The sequence below is a fragment of the Anaeromyxobacter sp. Fw109-5 genome, assembly GCF_000017505.1.
Lineage (GTDB): Bacteria > Myxococcota > Myxococcia > Myxococcales > Anaeromyxobacteraceae > Anaeromyxobacter.
Window position 1 is genome coordinate 1,336,507 of the sequence record NC_009675.1, and the last position, 15,857, is coordinate 1,352,363.

At 74.3% G+C, this 15,857-nt stretch carries 14 protein-coding genes; 4 read left to right on the forward strand and 10 right to left on the reverse strand.

Annotation, left to right across the window (positions count from 1 at the left end):
- Positions 1-9 precede the first annotated feature (9 nt).
- From ANAE109_RS06015 to thyX, 4 genes are all read right to left on the reverse strand, one after another.
- Complete coding sequence (locus ANAE109_RS06015; RefSeq protein ID WP_011985498.1) at positions 10-1,194, reverse strand: HD domain-containing phosphohydrolase; 1,185 nt, start codon at positions 1,192-1,194, stop codon at positions 10-12.
- A 79-nt stretch (positions 1,195-1,273) separates the two neighbouring features.
- On the reverse strand, positions 1,274-2,368 hold the full coding sequence (rho, locus tag ANAE109_RS06020; protein ID WP_011985499.1) for a transcription termination factor Rho: 1,095 nt from the start codon (positions 2,366-2,368) through the stop codon (positions 1,274-1,276).
- Positions 2,369-2,997: 629 nt separating this feature from the next.
- The gene (sppA, locus tag ANAE109_RS06025) at positions 2,998-5,493 is read right to left on the reverse strand and encodes a signal peptide peptidase SppA (protein ID WP_011985500.1); all 2,496 of its coding nucleotides are present in this window, start codon (positions 5,491-5,493) and stop codon (positions 2,998-3,000) included.
- Positions 5,494-5,628: 135 nt separating this feature from the next.
- The gene (thyX, locus tag ANAE109_RS06030) at positions 5,629-6,450 is read right to left on the reverse strand and encodes an FAD-dependent thymidylate synthase (protein WP_011985501.1); all 822 of its coding nucleotides are present in this window, start codon (positions 6,448-6,450) and stop codon (positions 5,629-5,631) included.
- A 95-nt stretch (positions 6,451-6,545) separates the two neighbouring features.
- On the opposite strand from thyX, the gene ANAE109_RS06035 reads away from it, so the two are divergent.
- Positions 6,546-7,025 carry an acyl-CoA thioesterase gene (locus ANAE109_RS06035; protein ID WP_011985502.1) on the forward strand — a complete coding sequence of 160 codons (480 nt, stop codon included), beginning with the start codon at positions 6,546-6,548 and terminating at the stop codon, positions 7,023-7,025.
- A 26-nt stretch (positions 7,026-7,051) separates the two neighbouring features.
- Here ANAE109_RS06035 and ANAE109_RS06040 read toward each other — a convergent pair whose 3' ends face one another.
- The 5 genes from ANAE109_RS06040 to ANAE109_RS06060 all read right to left on the reverse strand — a co-directional run bounded on the left by ANAE109_RS06040 (position 7,052) and on the right by ANAE109_RS06060 (position 11,694).
- Positions 7,052-7,540, reverse strand: coding sequence for an FHA domain-containing protein (locus ANAE109_RS06040; protein WP_011985503.1), 489 nt, complete (start codon positions 7,538-7,540; stop codon positions 7,052-7,054).
- A 120-nt stretch (positions 7,541-7,660) separates the two neighbouring features.
- Positions 7,661-9,370, reverse strand: a complete 1,710-nt coding sequence (locus tag ANAE109_RS06045; protein WP_011985504.1) for an aldehyde dehydrogenase family protein — start codon at positions 9,368-9,370, stop codon at positions 7,661-7,663.
- A gap of 67 nt (positions 9,371-9,437) precedes the next feature.
- On the reverse strand, positions 9,438-10,289 hold the full coding sequence (locus ANAE109_RS06050; protein ID WP_011985505.1) for a metallophosphoesterase: 852 nt from the start codon (positions 10,287-10,289) through the stop codon (positions 9,438-9,440).
- Positions 10,290-10,410: 121 nt separating this feature from the next.
- Positions 10,411-11,310, reverse strand: coding sequence for a DUF1028 domain-containing protein (locus tag ANAE109_RS06055; RefSeq protein WP_041448902.1), 900 nt, complete (start codon positions 11,308-11,310; stop codon positions 10,411-10,413).
- Positions 11,311-11,487: 177 nt separating this feature from the next.
- Positions 11,488-11,694 carry a helix-turn-helix domain-containing protein gene (locus tag ANAE109_RS06060; protein WP_011985507.1) on the reverse strand — a complete coding sequence of 69 codons (207 nt, stop codon included), beginning with the start codon at positions 11,692-11,694 and terminating at the stop codon, positions 11,488-11,490.
- Positions 11,695-11,819: 125 nt separating this feature from the next.
- Between ANAE109_RS06060 and ANAE109_RS25715 the strand changes: the two genes are divergently transcribed.
- The gene (locus tag ANAE109_RS25715; RefSeq protein ID WP_234945252.1) at positions 11,820-12,332 is read left to right on the forward strand and encodes a peroxiredoxin; all 513 of its coding nucleotides are present in this window, start codon (positions 11,820-11,822) and stop codon (positions 12,330-12,332) included.
- 10 nt (positions 12,333-12,342) lie between these two features.
- The gene (locus ANAE109_RS25985; protein WP_240679522.1) at positions 12,343-13,047 is read left to right on the forward strand and encodes a PrdB family protein; all 705 of its coding nucleotides are present in this window, start codon (positions 12,343-12,345) and stop codon (positions 13,045-13,047) included.
- Positions 13,048-13,093: 46 nt separating this feature from the next.
- On the opposite strand, the gene ANAE109_RS25480 is transcribed toward ANAE109_RS25985, so the two are convergent.
- Positions 13,094-14,605, reverse strand: coding sequence for a hypothetical protein (locus tag ANAE109_RS25480; RefSeq protein WP_200860885.1), 1,512 nt, complete (start codon positions 14,603-14,605; stop codon positions 13,094-13,096).
- Between the two features lie 184 nt (positions 14,606-14,789).
- On the opposite strand from ANAE109_RS25480, the gene ANAE109_RS06090 reads away from it, so the two are divergent.
- Entirely contained in the window at positions 14,790-15,803 is a 1,014-nt protein-coding gene (locus ANAE109_RS06090; protein ID WP_011985513.1) for a DUF4388 domain-containing protein, read from the forward strand.
- Positions 15,804-15,857 lie beyond the last annotated feature (54 nt).

Below are 15,857 nucleotides of genomic sequence, written 5' to 3' on the forward strand. Positions count from 1 at the left end.
GTCTCCGCCCTAGCCCCGCAGCGCGTCGAGGGCCGCGGCGAGCTCCTCGGGCGCGGGCGGGCTCTCGGCGAGGTCCGCGGAGAGCACCGCCACCGTCTCGACGTCGAGCCGGATCCGCTCCCACTCCTCGGGCGGCACCGCCAGGAACGCCTCGACGATGGCCGGGTCGAACTGGGTGCCGTTGCAGCGGGTGATCTCGGCGCGCGCGTGCTCGAACGGCCGGGCGCGCCGGTAGGGCCGGTCGCTCGTGATCGCGTCGAGCGTGTCGACCACGTGGAAGATGCGCGCCCCGATGACGATCTCCTCGGCGCGCAGGCCGGCCGGGTACCCCGTGCCGTCCCACTTCTCCTGGTGCTGGAGGACGATCGAGGACGCCGGCCGCAGGTAGTCCACCCGCTGGAGCAGGGCCCAGCCGAGCTCGGGGTGGCGCTTCATCTCGCTCCACTCGTCGGTCGTGAGCGGCCCGGGCTTCAGCAGCACCCGGTCGCGCACGCCGATCTTGCCGATGTCGTGCAGGAGCGCGCCGTGCTCGATGGTGGTGAGCTCGGGCTCCGCGAGCCCGAGCTGCTGGGCCAGGCGACGCGCGAAGAGCGACACGCGCCGCGAGTGCCACTGCGTCTCGGCGTCGCGGTAGTCGAGCGCGGCGATGAGCCCCTCGAGCAGCGCCTGGGTGCGGACGCGGACCATCTCCTCGAGGCGCGCGTTCATCTCGCGGAGCTGTCCGTTGTGGCGCTGGACCTCCCCGGTGAGCCGCTCGTTCTCGCGCCGCAGCCGGCCCGCCTCGGCCGCCTGGGTGACCGTCGTGACGAGCTCGGCCTGGTGCCAGGGCTTCGAGACGATCCGGTAGACCTCCCCCGAGTTCACCGCCTCGAGGGCGACGCGGAAGTCGTCCGCCGCCGTGCACAGGATGCGGATCGCCCCCGGGTAGCGCGCCCGTGCCTGGTTCAGGAAGGAGACGCCGTCCATCCCCGGCATCATGTAGTCGGAGATGATCACCGCCGGCCGCTCCGCCTCGAGGGCCTCGAGGGCGGCGGCGGGGGAGGAGTAGCAGCGGGGCGCGAACCCCGAGCTCTCCAGGATGCGCGCGAGCGCCTTCAGGATGAGCTCGTCGTCGTCCACGACGAGCACCGCCTCGGGCGCGGGCGGCGGGGCGCAGGTCGGAGCGGGGCGGGGGGGCGCGGCGCGCGAGTCCATCGGGCGCGAATGATAGCGGCTCGCGCGCGGATACGCACGGGCCGCGCCTCCGCTCGCGGAGGGCGGCCCGGCCACGCGCTCAGAAGCTCTGGAGGAACTCGTCGTTCGTCTCGAACTCGGAGAGCTTCTTGAGGAGCCGCTCCATCGCCTCCACCGGCTTCAGGGAGGCGAGGGCGCCGCGCAGGCGGCGGACCTTCTCGATCTCCTTCGGCGAGAAGAGCTTCTCCTCCTTGCGCGTGCCGGAGGCGCCGATGTCGATCGCCGGGAAGATGCGGCGCTCGGCGAGCTGCCGCGAGAGCACGACCTCCATGTTGCCGGTGCCCTTGAACTCCTCGAAGATCACCTCGTCCATGCGCGACCCGGTGTCGATGAGGGCCGTCGCGATGATGGTGAGCGACCCGCCCTCCTCGGCCTTGCGGGCCGAGCCGAACAGCCGCTTGGGCCGCTCGAGCGCGCGGGAGTCGACGCCGCCGGTCAGCGTCCGTCCGGAGGACTCGACCTCCTTGTTGTAGGCGCGCGACAGGCGCGTGATCGAGTCGAGCAGGATGACGACGTCCTTGCCGCCCTCGACCAGCCGCTTGGCGCGCTCGAGCACCATCTCGGCGACGTGGATGTGCTCCTCCGTCGGGCGGTCGTTCGAGGAGCCGACCACCTCGCCCTTGATGTTCCGCTTCATGTCGGTGACCTCCTCGGGCCGCTCGTCCACGAGCAGGACCGTGAGGTGCACGTCCGGGCGGTTGGCGGTGATCGCCTGGGCGATCCGCTGCAGCATGATCGTCTTGCCGGCCTTCGGCGGCGAGGTGATGAGGCCGCGCGCCCCGAGGCCGATGGGCGAGACGAGGTCGAGCACGCGGCCGATCATCTCGTCCGCGCGCGTCTCCATGACGAGCCGCTCGGTCGGATCGGTCGCGGTGAGGTTGTGGAAGTGCGTCCGGCGGGCGACCGCCATCGGGTCGGTGCCCTCGAGCTGGTCGACGCGCGCGAGCACCCGCTTCATGTTTCGGGCGGTGGCCTGCCCCTTCACGAGCAGGCCGGCCTGCAGGTGCATGCGGTCGATGAGCCAGCGCGGCACCTCGACGTCGAACGGCTGCGGCAGGTAGCTGCGCTTCGGATCGCGCAGGTAGCCGTTGCCCTTGCCCTCGAACTGGAGGACGCCCTCGACCTCCTCGGTCACCTCCGGCGCCGCCTGTCCGCCGGGCTGGGCCTGAGGGGCGGGTGCTCCCCCGTTCGGCGCCTGCGCCGTGGCCGGCTGGCCGTTCGGCCCCGCGACCGTCGGGCCACCCTGGCCCGGAGGACCGCCGCGACCGCGGCGGCCGCGACGGCGCCGGCGGCGCCGCCCGCTCTGGCCGGGGGCTCCCCCGGGGCCGGTGGGCTGCGCGCCGCCCTCGGGTTCGGGTGCGGTGCTGGACTGCGGGTTCTGAGGGGCCCCGCTCGCGACCGGAGTCGGGGTCTGCTCGTTGTCACTCATGCTGTCGTCTGCTCCGGCAGCGGGGCGAAGGAATCGCCCTCGCGGCACGACCGTCATGCGTCTGGATCTGGCGCCGTCCGCGGCTCGTTGGCGTTCGGTGGTCCGCGAACCGCCGCCCCCGTCGCGTCGCTCGCAGCGCGCCGCGCGTCACGCGGCACGAACTCGCCAGCAACCTGCCGACCAGGGGCTCGTCTCCCCGCCGCCGAGAAACGTACGGCGCTGGCGGAAGAGAGACAAGTGATCACATAGCAAAAAAGATCCCGAAGCGAAAGCTTCCGTATGGCCCCGTGGGGTCTGTCCCCCCGGCGCGTCCCCGCGCCCGCCCGCTCCCACGTCTACGGCGCCGGTGGCTCGGCCACCCACTCGACCGGCAACGCGAGCACGGTCCCCATCTCCGAGACGAGCGCGAGCGCGCGGAGCTCCGGCACCGCGCCGAGCGCGCGGACGAGCGGGTCGCCCCGCGCGCCCAGGATGCCTGCGGTGAACGGATCCTGGCCGTCTTCCCCTCCCTTCGCCGTCCGGACGAGCACGACGTCGCGCGGCCGGAGCCCTGCGCGCTCGCGGGCGAGCTGGAGGGCGTCTTCCAGGGAGCCGAGCCGATCCACGAGGTGCCGCTCCTGCGCCTGCCGCCCGGTCCAGACTCGCCCGGCGGCGACGGTCTCGACCACCGCGGGGTCGAGCTTGCGTCCCTCCGCGACGCGCGCGACGAAGTGCGCGTAGAACCGGTCGATCTCCCGCTCGACCGCGGCGCGCTCCGGCCCGGCCCACGGCTTGGCGACGCTGGTGAGCTGGGCGTTCTCGCCGCGGGCCGTGGCGTCGCGGCCGACGCCGAGCTTGGAGAGGAGCCCGGAGAGATCCGGCTTGAGCGCGAACACGCCGATCGAGCCGGTGAGGGTGGAGGGCTCGGCGAGGATCTCGTCCGCGCCCACCGCGGCGAGGTAGCCGCCGCTCGCCGCCAGGTCGCCCATGGAGGCGATGACCGGCTTGCGCCGCCGGGCGCGCTGCACCTCGCGCCAGATCCGGTCCGAGGCCACGCCGTCGCCGCCGGGCGAGTCGACGCGGAGCACGATCGCCTTCACGGCCGAGTCGTCGGCGGCGCGGCGGAGCTGGGCCGAGATGGTCTCCGCGCCCGCGATGGCGGGCATCCCGAGCCGATCGCCGCGGCTCTTGCCGCCCGCGATGGCGCCCTCCACGCGGACGATCTCCACGACCGCCGCCGGGCCCCAGCGCTGCGCCTGACGCTCCTCGTCCGGCGCGTAGCCGCTGCTGAGCTGCACGCGCCGGCCGGTCACGCGCCGCGCCCAGCCCTCGAGCTCGTCGGGCCACAGCACCGCGTCGAGGAGGCCCTCCCGCTGCGCATCCTCGGCGCCGAACAGGCCGCGGTCCACGAGGGCGCGGACGCGCTCCTCGGGGAGCCGCCGCGCCGCGGCGACGTCCGCGACGATCCGGGCGTAGAGGTCGTCGAGGACCGAGGCGGTCACCTCTCGCGCCTCGGGCGACGCGTCGCTCCGGACGAGCGGCTCGGGGGCCGTCTTGTACGCGCCGCGCTTCACCACCTCGAACGCCACCCCGAGGCGGGCGAGCGTGTCCTTCACGAACAGCGTCGAGGTGGAGAGCCCGTTCACGAAGAGCGTCGATCCCGGCTGGGCCGCGAGCGCGGTGGCGGCGCTCGCGATCCAGTACTCGGTCGTGCCGCCGCCGGCGAGGTACGCGAGCACCGGCTTCCGCTCGCGGATGCGGGCGAGCGCGCCGCGCAGCTCCTCGGCGCGCCCTGCGCCGAGCCCCAGGCCCTCGATGCGCACGGCGATCGCCGCCACCTCCGGATCGTCGCGCGCCTCTCCGAGGCGCCGGAGGAGCCGGCCGTAGGGATCCGGCTCGCCGAAGGTGAAGAACAGGAAGCGGCGGGGGGGCTCCAGGGCGCGCTCGACGTCGACGGCGGGGACCTCGTGCGCGCTCGCCGCCGAGCGGTAGCGCTCGGACGAGAGCCGCACCCCGGTCATCCAGCCGGTCTGTTCGCTCACGGGGACGGCGCCGCCGATCCAGCCGCCGTGCGGGCCGTTCCAGGAGAGCGCCACGACCCCGGCCGGGCTTTCGCCGGTGGGGAGGTCGCGCAGCGGGACCTGCAACTGGGCGGACAGGGCGAGGCCGCTGCGGAGCTCGATCCCGAGGCCCCCCGCGACGTGCGTGGCCCTCAGCGAGTCGCGCCGGTCGTCGTCGCCGAGCAGATCGAGCGACAGGGTCAGCCCGTCGCGCCACAGCCGCGTGGCGACGCCGACGTCGTAGTGGACCGGGAGCCGCTCGCCGGCGAGCCGCGCGTCGCGATCGCGCATCGCCGCCGCGACGCTCAGCCAGCGCGCCGGGCGCAGCGTGAGCCCCACGTCCCAGCTCGCCAGCTCCTCGAGGGCGTCGTGGTGGGAGCTCCAGCGGTTCCAGGCGAACGCGACGGAGTAGGTGCGCGCGTTCGTGATCGCGAGGGCGAGGGTCGTCTTCCGGTAGCGCGCGCCGTCGCCGTCCCCGGGGTGGACCCACTGCATGCCGAACCCCACGCCGAGCGGCCCGAACCCGTCGGCGGCGTAGAACGCCTCGGCGCGCGACTCGGGGGTGACCTCCCGCTCGTAGAAGCCGTGCACCGCCAGCCGCGGCACGAACCCCACGCCCGCCGGATTCACCGTCAGCGCGGTGGGCTCCTCCGCCGCCGCCGCGCCCAGGACGGGGAGCGAGAGCCCCGCGGGGAGACCTTGCTCGCGGTCGAGCGCGTTCTGGACCTGGGCGTGCGCGGACTGCGCGACGGCGAGCGCCGCGGCGAGCGCGACCTTCACGGCTGGTTTCATGGGAGCTCCGGCCGCGGATTGTACCGGACCGCCACGCCAGCGGCCGGGACCGCCCGGGGCGCAGGCCGCCGAGGCGCGGGCCACCGGGCGGGGCGCTGCACGAGATCTCACGGGGCCTGCCGCCCCCGGCGAGCGCTACTCCTCGTTCCCGGCGTCCTCGACCGTCCGCAGATGCTCCTCGGCGAGTGGGACGAGGTTGCCGGCGCGGTACTCGCGGAACACGTCCAGGAGCTGCTCCTTGTGCGGCCGCACCTTCCCGAGCGGGCACTTCTCCCACTCCTTGCGCGGCTCGTCGCAGTACCCCATCCGCTTGTCGCCGCACTTCGGCTGCAGGTACCCGCCGATCTCCGGGATCGCCTTCATGACCTCGCGCCGCATCAGCGCGACCATGTGGCGGATCTCCCACTGGGCGCGCCAGCACAGCCGGAGGTCGGCGATGTGCAGCAGCTCGGTGAAGTTCACCATCACCTGGAAGTTCGTGGGCGTGGCGTTCGGGAGGACGAAGCGCGCGTCCTCGGCCGGGATCCCCTTGGCGAGGGCGAGCTCGTAGACCCGCGTGATCTCGCGCATGAGCCGGTCGTACTCGTCGGCCATCCCGTGCGCCTCACGCCAGGTCTTCGGCATGACGTAGTCGAGCCGCTCCTCCTTGTAGCGGACGTACCGCTGCGACTGCTGCTCGAAGGAGATGCCGATGCGGTGGCGGACGAACTGGTGCGAGAGCGCCCGCGAGACACCGGAGATCCCGAACCAGAACACCACCTGCTCGAGCGGGGAGGCGTGGCCCGTCTTCAGCCGCTCCTGGATGAACTCGCGGATCGTCTCCGGCGCGATGCGCCCGTCGCGGATCTCGCCCCAGACCTCCCCCGGCGTCTTGGGGGTGTAGCAGGTGCGGTACGCGCCGTAGAGCTTCGTCAGCGGGTCGCGGGCGTGGTCGATGAGGGTCACTTCGAGCGGCATGGGCGGGCTCCGGAGCGGGGGCGGATTCTATAGCGGCCGTCCGACCGTCGGGAAAGGGGGGCGGGCGCTCGCGCCGTCGCGTATAGAGGTCGCCCATGGAGCCCAAGCCCGCCTCCGCCTCGCGCGTCGAGGTCACGCACCTCGTCATGCCGGGGGACGCCAACTCCCTCGGCACCGCCTTCGGCGGCATGGTGATGCAGTGGACCGACCTCGCCGCCGGCATGGCGGCGATGCGCCACGCGCGCCTGCCGGTCGTGACCGCGTCGCTCGACCAGCTCTCCTTCCTCGCCCCGGTGCGCATCGGGCACATGGCGATCCTGGTCGCGCACGTGACCGCGGTCTTCGCGACCTCCATGGAGGTGAACGTCGAGGTGTCCACCGAGGACCCCCGCACGGGCGAGCGGCGCCGCTGCTGCGACGCGTACCTCACCTTCGTCGCCCTCGACGACGCGGGCCGCCCGACGCGCGCTCCGCCGCTCCTGACGGAGAGCGAGGACGAGCGGCGGCGCGAGCGCGAGGCGCGGGTGAGGCGGGCGTCGCGGCTCGCGCTGAGGACCGCGCTGACGGGCGCCTAGAGGTCGCCTCGGACGTCGCCGAGAGATCAGGCCGCGCCGCGCAGGCGAAGGTACAGCGTCGAGGCGTCGTAGAAGGTGAACCTCACCGCGCCGGCCTCGATGCGCGCGCCCGGCTCGAGCCGGACCGGGGCCCGGCCCAGCCGCAGGCCGTTCACCCGGCTGCCATTCGACGACCCGGCGTCCTCGATGGTCCACCCGCCGTCACCGGCACGGCGCAGCACGAGGTGGTTGCGCGAGAGGGTGCCGTCGTCCACGACGACGTCGTTCTGGGGCGCCCGCCCGAGCCGCACCGTCGGTCCGCCGTCCCTCGCGCTCAGCGCGATGGCGAGCGACTCGCCCACCGACGCCTGCCGCGCCACCGGGGCGGCGAGCATGGTGTCCCGGCCGGCCGACGGCGGTCGCCACGGTCCGGCCTCCCACACGAGCCAGTCCTCGGGCTGATCGCGCTCGAACCCGGCGAGATCGGCCCCCGAGTACTTCCTCGCGAGCCACGAGAGGAGAAAGCTCTTCACCATGACGCCCCCCGCCGCGCGGTCGCGCGAACGGGGTGAGCACATCACGGGCCGTTCGAGGAGTCGAGCCGCAGGGCCACGGGACGCGCCGGGCGCGTCGCCGATCTCACGGACACGCGCCGCTCAGCCGCGGAGGCCCGCCGCGACCACGGCCGGCAGCGCGGTGAGGCCGCGCGCCTCGAGCCGCGTGAGCCCGCGCCCCAGCGCCTGCGCGGTGCGGTGGCTCGGGAAGTAGGGCGGCTTCGGGAACGTCACCGCCGGATGGCGGACGACGCTCTTCTCCACGCGCTCCAGCATGAGCGCGTTGTGCACGAACCCGCGGCCGCTCTGGATGTCCGTGAGCGTCGCGCCGGGGTAGGCGCCCCACGGCGTCGTGCCGAACGCGAAGCCGTACCCCGCCCAGCAGTTCACCGAGACGGACCCGTAGCGCAGGGCGCGGATGGCGCGCTCGAGCGCGGGCCGCACCGCGGGGTCGGAGGCGGTGCGCGGATGGACGACGATGTGCGCCGCGAGCGTGCCCCACAGCGTCTCGTTGGCGAGGGTCACCGCCGCGTCGAGGTACTCGAGCGGATCGGCGCTGCCGGCAGAGGTCTCCCAGAGCACCGCGCAGAACGGCTCCTGCCGGAACGCCGCGTCGTCGGGGTCCGGCTCCACGCCGGGCACCAGCGCCCAGGGGAGCTCGTCGGGGCGGGCCTCGCCGACCCGCCGGACGCCGGCGCGGCCGTCGAGGAGCCGGTGGTAGCTCGAGGCCGACCCGGGGTACCACGCGCGGCGAGGGGGCACGAGCGCGACGAAGCGCTCGACCGCCGCGAGCAGCTCGTCCCGCTGGCGCCACCCGCGGGCCGTGACGAGCATCTTGCCGGCGATGCAGTTGTAGGACGCGTTGTGCGTGACCATGCCGGCGATGCTCTCCGCCTGGGCCGCCAGCGTCCGCGCGTCCCAGGGGCCGGGCACCACCAGCACCGGCGTGATGTTGCCGAGCTCGCTCGTGATCTCCTTGCGCAGCAGCGGATCGCCCCGCGCCATCCGCGCGGCGCGCTCCGGGCCCGGCGGTCCCCACACGATGAGGTCGTGCGTGCGGTCGGAGCCGGTGATGTGCACCTCGTCCACGCCGGGGTGGTGCGCGAGGTGCCAGCCCTCCTCCGCGCCGCCGTACACGACGGCGAGGAAGCCGCGCGCGATCGCCTCCGCGAACGCCTCCTCCAGGATCGGCCCGAGGTAGGCGTTCACCGGGTTCATCTTGAGGATGCAGACCTTCCCCTCGTTGAAGAGCTTGGTGACGACGTCCGCGGGCGGGATGGCGTTGACGTTCCCGGCGCCGAGCACGAGGCAGACCTGCCCGTCGTGGTCCGGCGCCTTGTGGAAGCGCGCCCTCGTCTCGTGGAGCTCGCGCTCGCCGACGCCCTCCTCGAAGTGCACCTCGGCGTGGACGCCCAGGAACAGCGCGCGATCGGTGGGCGACGCGGGGAACACCCCCACCGTCAGCCGGCCGTCCTCCGTCTCGCCCGTCGCGCCGACGGGCGTGTTCCCGTGGCGCGCGAGCGCCTGCAGCGAGCGGGTGACGAGCCGGAGCTGCCGCAGGACGACGTAGGGCCCGCTCAGCCACTCCTCGCCCGCGAGCGGCGACCCGGGCGCGATCCCCTTGGCCGCGCACGCCGCCGCGACCGCGCGCTCGGCCGTCCGCGCCGTGCCGCGGGCCATCGAGCGTGCCAGCGCGATGCGCTCCGGGAGCGAGGCGCGCGCCCAGATCGGCGCGCCGTCGCGGAGGCGCGCGATGGCCTCGTCGAGGCGGCGCGGATCGGTCGCGGAGGGGGCGGTCGCGGGTCGGCTCATGCGGATCTCCGCGCAGAGCGTAAGGGATCTCTCGCATCCCCGCGCGGTCTTCCGGGTGGCGGGCGCGCTAGGCGGGCTCGGCACGCTGGAGCGTCGCCAGCGTCACCTCGGCGGGGGAGTTCACCCGGACGCGGATGCCGGACATGCCGATGCCGCGGTTCACGTACAGCTGCACGCCGCCGTCGAGCGCGTAGCGGCCGCGCAGGTAAGGCTCGCGGATCACGGTGGCGAGCAGCAGGGGCGTGAAGATGGGGATGTTGATCTGCCCGCCGTGGGTGTGGCCGGAGAGGCACAGGCTCGGGCGCCCGAGCCGCTCGAGGGCCCGCGCCGTCCTGGGCCCATGGGCCAGCACGAGGGGAGTGGGGCCGCCGGTGAGCCCCCGCACCGCGCGGCGGACGTCGTCGCGGTCCGTGAGGTGATCGCCGACGCCGACGACCTGGAACGGGGCACCCCGCAGACGGATCGACGTCCAGGCGTTCTCGAGGACCTCGTAGCCGTGGCCGCGCAGCGCCGCGGCGGCGCCCCTCGGATCCACCCACACGTCGTGGTTCCCGAGCACCGCGATGGTCGGGGCGGTGAGGCCGCCGAGGAGCGCGCGCATGGCCTCGAGCTCGCGCTTGGAGTGGGAAAGGTAATCGCCGGTGAGCACGACGAGATCCGGCGAAAAGGCGTTCGCCTCGTCGATGGCGGCGCGGACCACGTGATCGGGCGTGCGCGGGCCGACGTGCAGGTCCGAGAGCTGCGCCACGCGCAGGCCGTGATGGGCAGGGTCGAGCCCCGGCACCTGGAAGGTCACCCGCTCGGCGGTGGGAGCGGCCTGCCGGGCGGCGGCGCCGGACGGGAACGCGCCGACCGCACCCGCCGCGCTCACCAGCGCCGCGCCCTTCAGGAACCCTCTCCGGCCGAATCTCCGCTCCATCCGCGCTCTGCCCCCGGACCGCAGATATTGTCGGTCCAACCCCGGCGCCCGGGAGAATGGAACTCCCGGGCGCGCGCGGCGATTCCTTGGGCGGGGCGGGTCGGGCGTACGGGCGGACGGCTCACCGCTTCGCGCGCGCCACGCGCAGCAGGTGGTCCAGCACGAGCGCGTCGACGGTGCCGTCCCGGCGGATGCGTCCCTCGAGGTTCTCCCACCCCATGAAGTCCTCGAGCGCGCGCTGGCTCGCCTCGTCCCAGGCGCCGGACGGCTTCGACTTCAGGAACCCGGTCCTGGCGAGGGCGGCCTGCACCCTGCGGGCGCGGCCGGCGTCGAGCGGCAGCGCCTGCCGCGTCTCGCCGAAGTAGTACTGGTGCACGTCCTCGTAGAGCCGGCGCAGCTCGGCGATCGGGCGCGCGTGATCGTCCACCCGCAGATCCACCCACACGTCGCCGGCGCCGCCGTAGCCGCCGCCGGGCTTCACGACGAGGAGCGCGGCGCTCTCCTGCCCGCGTCGATCGCCGCCGGCGCGCTGGCCCGCCTCGAGCGCGAGCAGCAGCCGCTCCGCGAGCGGCTTGCGCGCGTCGCGGGCCGCCTCGTACGCCCGGGCCATCGCCTCCACCACCGCCCGTCCCGCGAGCACGTTCCCCTGCACGGCGAAGCCGTCGCCGGAGAGGCCGCTCGCGTGCGCGAAGCAGCGCGAGCCGGTGAAGGTGGCCGCGCGGCCCTTCGCGTCCACGACGCCGAGCTGCCGGTCCTGCGCGTCCGGATCCGCCTCGACCAGCCGCCGCACGATCTCCTCGGGCGCCACGCCGTCGCCGAGCAACCGGAGGCCCTCCGCCTTCCAGGCGCCGTTGGCGAGCGACTGCGTGGCGATCGCGCCCGCGCCGGCCCGGGCCGCCGGGACGATCGCGCCGACGGCCGGGAACTTCGACTGCACCGCCACGCCGATCTGGCCGGTCGCGGGGTCCGCCGCGACGATGCTGAAGGTCCCCAGGGCGAGCGCGAGCAGGGCAGGCGTCATGCGTGCCGTCATACCGCAGTCGCGCGGCCGGGCGCGCACCGGCGGCGGGCGGGCACGCCGATCCCACGCCCGGCCGGCAGCCCGCTACTCACTCATTGTGAAGGAGACGCGCCGCCGGGCTCGCGCCGCGGGGACCGCCGGGCGGTCACCGCGGGTCGAGGCGCTCCGTCGCGCGGCTCACTTGCCGAGCAGGTTGGCGGGCGGGACGCCCAGCGCCTTGGCCATCTTCTCGATGGTCTCGAGCGGCGGCGAGCGCTGCCCGCGCTCGAGCATGGAGACGTACGAAACGGAGATCCCGACCTTGTCGGCCAGCGCCTTCTGCGAAAGCTTCTTCTTCGCCCGGAGGCGCCGCACGTTACCGGCGAACCGCGTCAGGAGATCCATGAGGAACCCTTAGCAAAGCGACCGATCACACTCATTGTCCTTTTCGGGGTGCCCCCCGGGCGTTCTCGACGCACAGTGACGTACTGATTAACTCGTGTCCTGTCCACGACGAAAGGAGCCACTCGATGGCAGCAAAGCCGAAGCCCGTCTGGCGGCTGGAGGTCGGCGACGAGGCGCCGGACTTCGAGCTGATGGCCACCGGCAACACCGCCGGTAAAGGGGACGCCCGGCGGAAGATCCGCCTGTCGGACTACCGCGGCAAGAAGAACGTGGTGCTGGCGTTCTACCCCGCCGCCTACACCCCCGTCTGAACCGTCCAGATGCCCTCGTACGAGGAGGATCTCTCCGAGTTCGAGCGGCGCAATGCCCAGGTCCTGGGCATCAGCACGGATCAGGTCCACACGAACGAGGCGTGGGCGAAGTCGATGGGCGGGCTGTCGTTCCCGCTCCTGTCCGATCACTGGCCGCACGGCTACGTGGCCGCCCTCTACGGCGTCCTGCGCGGCGAGAGCGGCATCTGCGAGCGCGCCATCTTCGTGGTCGACAAGCAGGGGAAGATCGCCTACGTCGACATCCACGACATCGCCGAGCAGCCGCCCACCGACAAGATCATGGCGGCGCTCGACAAGCTGAAGTGACGGAGGCGAGATGGCCACCGCCGAGCCCAAGCCGCTCGAGCTCTCCCGCTACTGCGTGCCGTTCACGCCCTTCCAGGGAAAGCTCGAGGAGACCTCCATCTGCCTGGTCTCGACGGCGGGGGTGCGGCACCGCGACGACGCGCCGTTCAACACCGAGGGCGACGCCACCTGGCGCGTCATCGGGAGCGACGTCGCGGCGAAGGACCTCCGCTACGACGACACGCACTACGATCACGCCTGCGTGGATCGCGACCTGAACTGCGTGTTCCCGATCGATCGGCTCCACGAGCTCGCGCGCGAGGGGCGCGTGCGCGGGCTCACCGAGCGCCACTTCTCGCTCGGCTTCAGCCAGGCGCTGCGCGAGCTGCGGGAGAAGACCATCCCCGCCCTCGTGCGCGAGGTGGACCGCGAGCGCCCGGGCGCGGTGCTCCTCACCGGCGGCTGACGCCTGTGCCACCGCACGGTGGTCACCGTGCAGCGGGCGATCGAGATGGTGGGCATCCCCACCGTCGTGGTGACCGTCGAGCCCGAGGAGACCCGCCAGGCACGCCCGCCGCGGGCGCTCTGCCCGCGCGGCTTCGTCGTCGGCCACTCCCTCGGGCGGCCCGACGACGCGGCGCTGCAGAAGTGGATCCTGATGGACGCGCTCGGCCTCCTCCTCGCCGATCCGCGGCCGGGCGAGGTCATCGAGCGCGACTACACCAGCGGGGAGTGAAGCCGGCCGCCCTCGCCCGAGGGAGGGCGGCGGCGGCCGGCGCGCGTCACGGACCGTCGTACGCGGTCACGCCCCCCGGCCCGAACTTCGACGCGAGGTGCGCCAGGTAGACGATGCGCGGGCTCGCCCATCGATCGATCTGGATGGAGCGCACCGGCCCCCGCGCCGAGGCGGGCAGCGCGTCCCAGGCGATGTCCCGGATCCACCGGCCGCCCCGGTACCGCGCGAAGCCGCCCCAGGAGAGCCCCACCCACACCCCGCGGTCCAGCGGATCGCACGCGACGGCGAGCACGCCGCCGCCGTCCGGCGGGCTGCCGACCTTGGTGAACGTCGCGTCGCGGCTTCCCCGGAAGGCGAGCCCGTGCGACTCCGAGCCGACCCACATCGTGCCGTCGTCGCAGAAGGCGATCGACTGCACGCCGTCCCGCTTCGAGGCGTCGACCGGATCCGCGTCCTCCTCCCAGATCCACAGGTGCGGCAGGGGCGGCTCCTGGTTCCCCCACCACAGCCCGTGGAGCGCCGTCACCGACGGCCGCGCCATCGACGCGTAGCCGGGGAGGCTCGCCATGCGGAACTGGTTGGCGTACCAGGGGACGTTCGACGTGGGGTCGAACGCGAGCGCCCACGCCTCGCCGGTGAGGAACTGATCGTGGGCGTAGATGGCGGGGTGCTCGTGCTCGAACACGCTCCGCGCGTCCGCCCAGGCGGGATCGCCGCCCGTGAGGTCCTGCCAGCCGCGGTCCTCCGGGTTGGCGACCAGGATCGCGATGGAGGCGTGCGTCCCGCCCAGGAGCGCGTCGCCGTACGAGCGCGGGCGGCGCGCGTCGTGGTTCACCACGATGCGCTGCACCTGCCGCATCTTTCGCCGCCCGCCGACCATGAACGGATCCCAGCCGAAGCACTGCTCGTCGCCCGTGCCCGGGACGAAGAACTCGCAGACGTAGCCGGGCGGCGTGGCGACGCGGACGTGGCGCTCGCGCGCGAGCGTCGTGCCGTCGAAGGTCACGACGTCCGCGCCGCCGGAGTCGACCGCCCAGTCGGCGTCCGTGTCGCCGTCGGTGCCGACGCCCCTGAAGCCGACGATGGCGCGGTTGGGCGTGGCCCCCGCGACCGAGATGACGGGGCACATCACCGCCGGGTCCGCGGGCGCCGGGGTCGCGATCCCCGCCGCGTCGTGGCAGTTCTTCGTGAGCCCCGCGTCGTCCGCGTCGAAGCGCCGGAACTCCTGCGCCGCGCGCGTCTTCGCGTACACCGCCTCGCCCGCCGCCACGTAGACGTTCCCGGCCTCGTCCGCGGAGACGTCGCTCACCTCCCCGACGAGCCCCTGCCCGGCGCTCCAGAAGCGGAACTGGCCGACGACGACGGGCGGGTCGACGGTCGGCGCGACGCCGCCTCCCGCGCCTCCGCCGCCGCCCCCGCCTCCGTCGCCGCCTCCGCCGGTGCCGCCTCCGCCGCCGGTACCGCCCGTTCCGTCGCCGCCGGAGTCATCCGGCGTCTTCGTGCCCCCGCCGCCGCACGCGGCGACGAGGAGCGCGGCGAGCGCAGCCGTCCAGCGCATCCGCCCCATCCCCGTTCTCCTGCGCGCTTGCACGGACGGTGGGCCAGCGGGCCCGAAGCACGCGCCGAAAAGCTGGCCCGGCGGCGCCGGTTCGCCAAGCCGGGGAGCGGGGCGGAACTCCCCGTGGGAGCGGCGATCCGAGCGCGTTCTGGCGCGCGCGGACGCCTCCGGTCACAATCGGGCGATGCTCCAGGCCGATCTCGCGACCTTCCCGCTCGCCGAGCTCTTCCAGTGGCTCGATCAGAGCCGCCGGTCGGGGGTGGTGGAGCTCGACGTCGGGGAGGGGGCGCCCTTCTGGCTGCACGTCGTCGATCGGCGCATCGTGGCGGCCGCACGGCCGCCCGCCGAGCCCGGGGGACTCGGGGCGCTCGCCCGCTGGTCGCACGGCGAGCCCCAGGAGACGCTGTGGCCCGAGGCGTGCGCCGACCGGATCGTCGATCTGTTCCTGACGCCTTCGTCGGGCCGCCTCACCCTCGTCGCGGACGCGGCGGGGTTCGAGGGCGGCGTGCGGATCGATCTCGGGCTCGGGCAGATGGCGCTCGAGGGGCTGCGCCGGCTCGACGAGTGGCCGGAGCTCGAGCGGCGCTACCCGAGCGACTCCGCGGCCCTCGCGGCCGAGCCGGGCGGCTCGCGGCCGCGCACCCCCGGGCAGCGCGCGCTGCTCGAGGCCGCTCGCCAGCGGGCCTCCATCGCGGAGGCGCGCCTCGCGCTCGGCCTCTCCCGCCCGGCGGTGCTCCGGCGGATCGAGGCGCTCCGCGAGCTCGGGCTCGCGCGGGTCGAGGGCGTCTCCTCGCACGCGGATCCGGTGGCGTCGCTCGCGGCGAAGGCGCGGCTGCTCGTGCAGGCGCGGCAGTTCGACGAGGCCGCGATCGTCCTCCACGGTCTCCTGGCGGCCGATCCATCCGACCGCCGCGTGCGCGACCTGCTCCGCGAGGCGGAGCGCGAGCACGTGGCGGCGCTGTACGGAGAGCTCTCGCCGGTCGCGATCCCGGGGCTCGTCTCCGGGCCGGCCTCGCTCGACCTGCCGGCGGCGCGGCGGCTCAGCTCGACCGAGCGGGAGGTCGCGGTTCGCCTGAACGGCGTCTGGGACGTGGCCGGCGTGGCGCTCGCGAGCCCGCTGCGCGAGGTGGAGACGCTGAAGGCGCTCCGGAAGCTCGTGCGGCTGGGGCTGGTGACGCTCCGCGAACGCGGCTGCTAGCGCCGCCCTCGCATCCGCGCCCCGCCGCGCACCGGCCGCGCGCGCTGCCGTGAC

Excerpts from the sequence above, each read along its gene's own strand:
- ANAE109_RS06015 (WP_011985498.1), bottom strand. The coding sequence starts at position 1,194 with ATGGACTCGCGCGCCGCGCCCCCCCGCCCCGCTCCGACCTGCGCCCCG.
- sppA (WP_011985500.1), bottom strand. The coding sequence starts at position 5,493 with ATGAAACCAGCCGTGAAGGTCGCGCTCGCCGCGGCGCTCGCCGTCGCG.
- thyX (WP_011985501.1), bottom strand. The coding sequence starts at position 6,450 with ATGCCGCTCGAAGTGACCCTCATCGACCACGCCCGCGACCCGCTGACG.
- ANAE109_RS06035 (WP_011985502.1), top strand. The coding sequence starts at position 6,546 with ATGGAGCCCAAGCCCGCCTCCGCCTCGCGCGTCGAGGTCACGCACCTC.
- ANAE109_RS06040 (WP_011985503.1), bottom strand. The coding sequence starts at position 7,540 with ATGGTGAAGAGCTTTCTCCTCTCGTGGCTCGCGAGGAAGTACTCGGGG.
- ANAE109_RS06045 (WP_011985504.1), bottom strand. The coding sequence starts at position 9,370 with ATGAGCCGACCCGCGACCGCCCCCTCCGCGACCGATCCGCGCCGCCTC.
- ANAE109_RS06050 (WP_011985505.1), bottom strand. The coding sequence starts at position 10,289 with ATGGAGCGGAGATTCGGCCGGAGAGGGTTCCTGAAGGGCGCGGCGCTG.
- ANAE109_RS06055 (WP_041448902.1), bottom strand. The coding sequence starts at position 11,310 with ATGACGCCTGCCCTGCTCGCGCTCGCCCTGGGGACCTTCAGCATCGTC.
- ANAE109_RS06060 (WP_011985507.1), bottom strand. The coding sequence starts at position 11,694 with ATGGATCTCCTGACGCGGTTCGCCGGTAACGTGCGGCGCCTCCGGGCG.
- ANAE109_RS25480 (WP_200860885.1), bottom strand. The coding sequence starts at position 14,605 with ATGCGCTGGACGGCTGCGCTCGCCGCGCTCCTCGTCGCCGCGTGCGGC.
- ANAE109_RS06090 (WP_011985513.1), top strand. The coding sequence starts at position 14,790 with ATGCTCCAGGCCGATCTCGCGACCTTCCCGCTCGCCGAGCTCTTCCAG.